The sequence below is a fragment of the Psychrobacter sp. T6-1 genome (genome assembly GCF_052258445.1).
Window position 1 is genome coordinate 1 of the sequence record NZ_JBQQFC010000125.1, and the last position, 6,606, is coordinate 6,606.

Here is a 6,606-nt window from a genome sequence, read left to right on the forward strand (position 1 = left end):
GCTGGATTGAGCTGGATTGAGCTCGGTTAAAAAACTAGCCTACAGCTAAGCGCATTTGATAAAAAAGCGCTGATAAACTTGAGACTAAATTATGATTGAAGCCACTGACTTTAGAGATGCCATGTCTTTGCTCACAACTGCTGTGAATGTGGTCACGACCAAAGGCGAATCGGGCATTCATGGGTTTACGGCGTCTGCGGTGTGTAGCGTCACCGATACGCCGCCAACGCTGCTTGTTTGCATGAATCAGGCGGCGCGCTCGCATGCGCATTTTTCGGATAATAAAATATTGAGCGTCAATGTATTGGGCGCACAGCATGAGTCTATATCCAACGCCTTTGCTTCTAAATTGGGTTCAAGCGAGCGATTTGAATATGGTCAATGGACTGAGCTGGTCACAGGCGCACCTGTGCTAGAAGATGCGCTCGTGAGCTTCGATTGCGTGATTGACGACATTCAGCAAGTGGGCACGCATAGTATATTTATGTGCCAAGTTGTCGGTATCAAGTATGCTGAACCACAAGACGGGCAACACGAGAGTTTGGTTTATTTTAACCGTGCGTATTCTCGAGTTGGTCAAGTAGACATTACTTAAATTTGCGCGCAAACTCATCGTCAATCAGTGAGATTACCTTTCACTCGTTTAACTCATATAACTTATTCAATACAGAAGCAACTATCCCGTGGAACTTATTATCTTTTTAATTATCGGCGCGCTAGCAGGATTTGCGGCAGGGCTGTTTGGTGTGGGCGGTGGCACGATCATCGTACCGCTACTGTTTATCGTCTTTACGCAAATGGGTTATAGTCCTGACAACATCATGCATCTTGCGCTCGGCACGTCACTAGCCACTATTATCGTCACCTCAATCAGCTCACTGATGGCGCATAATAAAAAAGGCGCGGTGATGTGGCCGGTGTTCAAAAACTTAGCACCAGGGTTAGCGCTAGGCTGTTTCTTTGGCGCTGGGATAGCGGGACAAATCTCAGGGTTGTACTTGCAGCTGATCGTCGGGGTGTTTTTGCTATGGGTCGCCTATAAGATGTTTTTCGGGGTCAAAAAGAAGGTCGCTAGTCAGACTGATACTGTTAGCGGGCTTGAATATGCTCAGACTGAGTTACCGTCAAAACCTAAGCAACTCGCGGCAGGCGGCGTTATCGGTATCGCGTCTGCCATCTTTGGTATTGGTGGTGGCAGCTTAACCGTGCCTTATCTCACTCGCTATAATGTCGTCATGCAAAAAGCGGTGGGCACCTCAGCAGCGTGTGGCCTGCCGATTGCCATAGCTGGCGCGTTAGGGTTTATGTTCTTTGGCATGCAACAGCAGGTCGATGTGCCTAATACCATTGGCTTTGTGCATATTTATGCCTTTTTGGGCATCGCGAGCATGAGCTTTTTTACCGCTAAGCTTGGCGCTAAAGTTGCGCATATCTTATCACCAGAGCTTTTGAAAAAGTGTTTTTCGATATTGCTATTCGTAGTGGGGATTTATTTTCTTTATAAGGGTTTGGTTTGAGAGTCTTTATATTGATGTGTTTAAGATGCAAAATTAACAAACAGAATTATATTGAGTAATGCCAAAAACCATACCTAACATAGCAGTCTGTTATAAGTAGTTCCAGTATGGCGGTCTATTTTAAGTGGTATTTTAATAGGTTTGAAGGCTGAAACAGCTGGTTTTCTTAGAGTATGGTCAAGTGCTCACGGCATCTGATTGCTGATGTAGTTAAAAGTGCTGATCATAATTAGTTATTTGCGTAAACATTAATGAATAAACTTAATTATATGTTTATACACCTAATATTTCCGCAAATATTAGGTGTATTTCTTGAATTATTTCCGCATTAGTGCATAATAAACATAAATTAAATACCACAAGGATTAACAAGGTGGCTAATGTAATAGGTATATATACAGGCAAAGATTTAGCCAAAATGCAATCAGAAGGTGGCTCAGCCTATTGGAAAGCAAGGACTGATCGTATTGATAAGGCCGAATATGTCGTTCTTATGAGAAACCATAGAGCACCATGGGCGGTAAAGGATGGCGTTAATCATGGTCAAGCATTCATGATTGGTAAGATCTCAGGTTGGACAGCTTCAAAGGAATACGAAGGAAGGAAGGTAATTCATATTAGTGAATATGCGCTATTACCAGACACTGCTAACTTTAAGAAAGCTTGGAGAAAACTGACAGATGGTCAAAGGTATCCTTTATCTTATATAACGACAGATGACTTACTAGAAAACATTGATCTTGATGTTGAGAGTCTTGAATGGTCTGTCTTTGAAGATAAATCAAAGTCGAAAGATGTAATAAGTGCTATTGATGAAATTTCAGGTGAGCAGGATGAAAATGCATTATCCGATATCATAGCTGAAGCAAAGCATATGGTTGCTTGTGTGGCTGGTATAGATGAGTCTAAAGTAAGTATTCAGATTAATTTCTAACAACCAATACCAACAATATAGAGCCGTAGAGTACATGGTTATGGATAATAATTCTGCTCATGCAATGCAAGTTGATATTGTGAATTCTAGTAATAGAGATATAACTATTGCGGCCTTATATCGACCAAATATGGAATATTTTCCACCATCTATTATTGGCTGCTTCGTTGTCAACGACTACTGGAATGAAAAAGCATTATCAGAGCTACAAGAGACGGTGGGTGCTGATTTCTTGGTGGGACTACAGACAAAAGAAAATAGCTCCAAGCACTTATTTGAACATATGGATATTGTGAAGACCACTATAAAATGTCAGCCTGACCAAGTGGATGATATTATTCAGCTATTAGATATCTATTCTTCACGCTATGTCATATGTTTAAATCTTTATGATATTAAAAGCTTATTTGAATGTAGTAAATCATTTAAGTTTATTCAAACCGGTACGATGGATAATTCTGAACCATGTTCAATACAGGCTGCGACACAAGAATTGGTGAGCCAGATTCCTAGTGCTGATCTTATAAAAGGTATATTCGTCAATCCAGAGAGCAACGAAAGCTTAGCGTTAGATGATTATGCTTATATATCTAACGCTGTAGAGTCAGCCTGTGACAGTTCAGATATATACTATAGCCAAAGCACTGTTGATGCACCTAGCCATTGTTGTTTAAGAGCCATATATGCTGAACCATAATTCAAAAAATAGCGGTGTCCAACTTGTTTAGTCTACCGTGCGTAGTACTTGCACTTGCTACCCTAATTTTTGTGAATGGTATAAGTTATCTTGTATAAGGAAATACTAATATGAAAACAGATGCAAAAATATCAAAGTGCGAGAAATATAGATACTCATTGGAGCGTATATGGGATGAAAATAAATCGCTAGTAGCTTTTATAGCTTTAAATCCATCAACAGCTGATGAGGTTAATAATGATAAGACTATTAAGCGATGTATAGATTTTGCGAAATCTTGGGGGGCAGGTGGGATGTACATGTTTAATGTGTTTGCTTATCGTGCTACAGACCCAACTGATATGAAGGCACAAGAAGATCCTATTGGCTCAGAAAACGATAAATTTTTAGCCAAGCTACCTAAGGTGGATAGAATTATTGTTTGTTGGGGTAATGACGGTCTTCACAGAGATAGGGCTAATCAAGTCAGAGAGATATTAAAAAATACGGAGCAAAATAAATTATACTGCTTAGATATAAATAAAAATGGTGAGCCTAAACACCCTTTGTACGTTCATGGTTCAACTAAGCCAACACTATACGAATATCCTCCAACAACTTTCATCTAACATGACATTTCCTGACATTCATCCCATAACAGTGCTTATGGGAAATAAAAATAATGATCCAAAAGCTCACTGCATGTACACAGCGAAGTACACTGTGACTATTTCAGCAAGTTAAAACCTTGATATCATTAGCCTACAGTCAAGGTTTTAAGTCCTCACTAGGGACTGGAACATTCAGAACTCTCCACCCAAGAAAATTCTTCCAAAACATTCATCCATTGCTCATCCAACTCTGCTTTTAAGAGCAAAGGCTCACCCGTAACAGGATGCCTAAGCGCTAAACTCTGAGCATGTAATAGCATACGCTCGCAACCATATTGACTACGAAAAAATCGATTATGCCGTCCATCACCGTGGCTCGTATCTCCTACGATATGATGAAAGACATGTCTCATATGACGACGTAACTGATGCTTACGACCCGTCTCAGGCGTTAAGCGCACGAGACTATAGCGAGTCGTATCATGCTTCTTTGATACCGCAAAAGGTAGCTCAATTTGTGCCAAACTCTGCCAATGGGTCACCGCCTCTTGCGAGGGTTTGTCTAAGTCCGCAAACTTATCAGCAATAGCATCAGGCTTAAAGCTCAAGGCATAATCAACCACTCCTTGCTCGGGCATAAACCCGCGCACTACCGCTAAATACTGCTTGGTAACCTTATGCTTAGTAAAAGCTTCGTTAAGGCTGCGTGCAACACTTGGGCTTTTGGCAAAGAGCAACACGCCTGATGTTGGCTTATCTAACCTATGCACTGGAAACACGTGACAACCTACGGCATCACGAGTGAGTTGCATAGCAAAGCGCGTCTCACCTTTATCCAGCCAACTGCGATGCACGAGTAAACCTGCTTCTTTATTTATCGCTACCATAAATTCATCTTCGTAGATGATTTCTATTGGCTTAGCATTGTCGGTGTCATTTTCTATATTCATGTGCTCTAGGCTTTTAATCTTAGAAGGGGTTGCCATAATAGTTTCCCTACTTCATATCGAATACTAAACAAGTGGTCGTGGCATGAGCGTAGAGTTTACCATCTGGCCCCACAATACGACCTTCAGCGGTCGCTGTCTGCCGACCGACGTGAATGATATTAGCCTCAGCACGTACTAATGGGATATCTTTGGTCAAGGCACGAATCATATTTACCTTGATCTCAAGTGTGGTATAGCCTTTGCCAGCAGGTAGGGTTGAGTGAATAGCGCAGGCCACAGCAGAGTCAAGAATAGTACAGAACCAACCGCCATGCACGCTGCCTAATGGATTGTAATGCTGCTCAGCGGGTCGGCCTTGAAAGATGGCATGACCATCCTTTATCTGAATAGGAATAAAATCAAGCGTTGCACCAATGGGGGCTGAGGGCAGGTCTCCTGCAAACATAGCATCAAAAACCGCTTGACCGCTTACGCTTGACATCTCTTTAGGCGATGCCACTCCTGCAGAACCTAACGTAGCTCGCACCTGTAACTCGTCAGCTTCCCAACTGGCAGTCATGTCGGTGTCTATTGTTGTATTACTCATGACATTATCCTTTTTATAATATTTATATTTAATTTGAGGGTTATGATAGCTCTAAAAGCTGGCTCATATACTATTCACCTAAACTATTTTGTAGGAATTAGAGACGGTTGCTTATAGTAGCGATTGTCTTATATTTGATACTAAATAAAATAGATACGTCGGATTATAGCGCAAGATTGAAATGAATTTTTCTTGCGTACTGTGCTACGCCGACAGATGCTGCAAAAAAACCATTTCAACCTCGCTGTATTGCTTTTATATTAAACTGACGATAGTAAGTCGATCTATTAGCAAATAAATAATACTCTATTTATAAGTTTAGCTCGTTTGTCCAACATAAGTGGTTTTAAGAAAATCTGTTTTAAGTAGACGGTAACTTTCTTTACAGGGCCGCTCGTAGGGTTCTGATAGGGTATACCTTATCTTAGTATATAGAGAAGCATAAATAATGAATAAGTCAGACTCTAAACGCGTGACTGTGTGGACGGTTATTAATTTACTCGTTTTCTTTGCTACTTTAGCCGTGAATTATCTAGGCGCGTCTGGATTTTTTAATGGTATGGGGCAGGCTGCGGTCTCAAGTAAATATCAAACGCTACTGACCCCGAATGGTTTTGCTTTCTCGATTTGGGGCGTTATTTATACGCTTGTTTTTACGACTCTCGTCACCCTTTTTATAAAAAGAAAAGATCCTGCCGTTGCTAAACTTATCGGACGCATATCTGGGCTATTCGTGCTTAGTAGCTTATTTAACATGGCATGGATTGTGGCTTTTTCTTATGAAAGAGTAGGGCTGTCAACCCTGTTTATAGTGGGTATATTAGTGTCGCTCATGGCTATCGTGCATAGACTTTATAACGCACGAGGGAAAGTTACCTTCACTTTAGCAGGGATAGCTTTTAGCCTTTACGCCTCGTGGGTGTTTGTCGCGACGATTTTGAATACGGCTATCCTAGCGGTTAAGCAAGACTGGCAGGGCTTTGGAATCTCATCTTCAGTTTGGACCATTATCGTCTTACTGGTCATAGTGGCTGTGGTTGTAGGCTATGTGCGGCACTATCGAAATGCCGTCTTTCCCATTGCCGTCGCTTGGGCATACTTTGGTATCTATAGCGCCTACATTAATGGGCTAGTGGCTCCCTCATTAGCAGTGGTCATTCAAATGGTTTTAGTACTTGGTATCGCTGTATTGATAGCGTTGGCAGTCTATACTTTTTATAAAAACCGCTATGCTATTTTTCCGCCTACTAGAGTGCGATAATTTTTAGTATTTTTATAATGTCTAATAAAAAATCCCCACTACTATCAAGACAGTAGTGGGGATTTTTTACG

8 protein-coding genes are annotated in these 6,606 nt (G+C 41.2%); 6 read left to right on the forward strand and 2 right to left on the reverse strand.

The genetic code is table 11. The annotated features are described in order from the left end of the window. Positions 1-91: 91 nt before the first annotated feature. The 5 genes from ACTXGO_RS08080 to ACTXGO_RS08100 all read left to right on the forward strand — a co-directional run bounded on the left by ACTXGO_RS08080 (position 92) and on the right by ACTXGO_RS08100 (position 3,756). Positions 92-595: a flavin reductase gene (locus ACTXGO_RS08080; protein ID WP_443542666.1), complete on the forward strand. Its 504-nt coding sequence runs from the start codon at positions 92-94 to the stop codon at positions 593-595. Positions 596-683: 88 nt separating this feature from the next. Beyond that, positions 684-1,517: a sulfite exporter TauE/SafE family protein gene (locus ACTXGO_RS08085; protein WP_443542668.1), complete on the forward strand. Its 834-nt coding sequence runs from the start codon at positions 684-686 to the stop codon at positions 1,515-1,517. A gap of 373 nt (positions 1,518-1,890) precedes the next feature. Then, positions 1,891-2,451, forward strand: coding sequence for a hypothetical protein (locus tag ACTXGO_RS08090; RefSeq protein ID WP_435949850.1), 561 nt, complete (start codon positions 1,891-1,893; stop codon positions 2,449-2,451). Between the two features lie 40 nt (positions 2,452-2,491). Then, on the forward strand, positions 2,492-3,148 hold the full coding sequence (locus ACTXGO_RS08095; protein ID WP_435949849.1) for a hypothetical protein: 657 nt from the start codon (positions 2,492-2,494) through the stop codon (positions 3,146-3,148). A 110-nt stretch (positions 3,149-3,258) separates the two neighbouring features. After that, positions 3,259-3,756 carry a DUF1643 domain-containing protein gene (locus ACTXGO_RS08100; protein WP_435949848.1) on the forward strand — a complete coding sequence of 166 codons (498 nt, stop codon included), beginning with the start codon at positions 3,259-3,261 and terminating at the stop codon, positions 3,754-3,756. A gap of 158 nt (positions 3,757-3,914) precedes the next feature. On the opposite strand, the gene truC is transcribed toward ACTXGO_RS08100, so the two are convergent. Then, positions 3,915-4,688, reverse strand: coding sequence for a tRNA pseudouridine(65) synthase TruC (gene truC, locus ACTXGO_RS08105; protein ID WP_443542812.1), 774 nt, complete (start codon positions 4,686-4,688; stop codon positions 3,915-3,917). 46 nt (positions 4,689-4,734) lie between these two features. Further along, positions 4,735-5,274: a PaaI family thioesterase gene (locus tag ACTXGO_RS08110; RefSeq protein ID WP_443542671.1), complete on the reverse strand. Its 540-nt coding sequence runs from the start codon at positions 5,272-5,274 to the stop codon at positions 4,735-4,737. 448 nt (positions 5,275-5,722) lie between these two features. Here ACTXGO_RS08110 and ACTXGO_RS08115 point away from each other — a divergent pair, with 448 nt between their 5' ends. Next, positions 5,723-6,535 carry a TspO/MBR family protein gene (locus ACTXGO_RS08115; protein WP_443542673.1) on the forward strand — a complete coding sequence of 271 codons (813 nt, stop codon included), beginning with the start codon at positions 5,723-5,725 and terminating at the stop codon, positions 6,533-6,535. The last annotated feature ends 71 nt before the right edge of the window (positions 6,536-6,606 follow it).